The organism is Caulobacter sp. P1_B12_2 (assembly GCF_056406675.1).
The window spans coordinates 1-1,009 of the sequence record NZ_JBFTZS010000787.1 but is presented as its reverse complement, the minus strand read 5'-3'; the positions used below and the strand labels follow the sequence as shown (position 1 = coordinate 1,009).

Below are 1,009 nucleotides of genomic sequence, written 5' to 3'. Positions count from 1 at the left end.
TCGTAGACCAGGGCGGCGGCGACGCCGATCCGGGCCAGCATGCGGGCCTCCAGATCGCGGGCGGCGGGATCGAACTTGGCGACCAGCCGCTCGGCGCGCTCGCCGATCGGCGCGTGGTGGGCGCGGGACGGCGCGCCTTCGGCCAGGGTCGGGGCGGCGGCGCGGCCCAGCAGCGCCGGCGGCTGGGCCAGATCCTTGAGGACGCCGGGCTTGGCGCTCAGGCAGCGATCGACAGAGTCGACCAGGCTGTCGCCGAAATCCCAGCGCGGCGGATGGTCCTTCAGGGTGGGCAGGCCGATCAAGGTCAGCACCGCCGAGATCTCGCCCTGCAGAAAGGTGATCGCCCCGCCCGAGCGGTTGGTGACGAAGCGCAGGGCGCGCTGATGGTTGGCCGGATCGTAGGCGCGGCCGGTCATCACCTTGTCGAGCATGAGCAGATAATCGCCGACCACCAGGTCCTGCTCGGCCTCGTTCCAAGTCTTGCCGTTGATCGCCGAGTCGCCCACGCGGCGACGATGCCCCAAGCCAAGGCCCGACGCCAGGATTCCGCTCAGGCGCCCGGGACGTAGCGTCGCCGACCGTGCTAGAAGCCCTGAATGACCGACACGCCCGAAGACCACCCCGAGATTCCTGGCGAGACCCCGATCCAGCGCGCCCTGCGCCTGAAGAAGGCCGCCCTGGCCGCCAAGCCGAAGCCGCCGCGCGGCGGACGGTTCCAGCGCGAGCAGGCCGCCGCCGCCGCCTCGAACAGCAAGAACAAGCCCTGGATGACGCGGTAGGGGCTCAGCCCACGCGCGTCTCCCCGAAGCGGCGCCTTGAGAACGCCGCGCTTTGACCACACCTTGAGGACCATGCGCGCCCTTACCCTCGCCCTGCTCCTCTGCGTCGCCGCCGGTCCCGTGATGGCCCAGGTCGCCAAGCCGCCGCCCAGTCCATCGGGCGAGGCGCCGACGCCGGTGTCCCCCGTCACCGTCATGCCGCCGACCCAGAAGCCCAAGGTGGTCGCCAC

Annotated in this window: 1 protein-coding gene and 1 pseudogene; one reads left to right on the top strand and one right to left on the bottom strand. The window is 71.6% G+C overall.

Going from position 1 to position 1,009, the window contains the following annotated elements:
* Positions 1 to 506 (bottom strand): annotated as a pseudogene (locus AC1DZ6_RS25770) (protein NO VEIN domain-containing protein); the annotation flags it as partial.
* Between the two features lie 90 nt (positions 507 to 596).
* Between AC1DZ6_RS25770 and AC1DZ6_RS25765 the strand changes: the two are divergent.
* The gene (locus AC1DZ6_RS25765; protein ID WP_477099921.1) at positions 597 to 779 is read left to right on the top strand and encodes a hypothetical protein; all 183 of its coding nucleotides are present in this window, start codon (positions 597 to 599) and stop codon (positions 777 to 779) included.
* Positions 780 to 1,009: the final 230 nt, after the last annotated feature.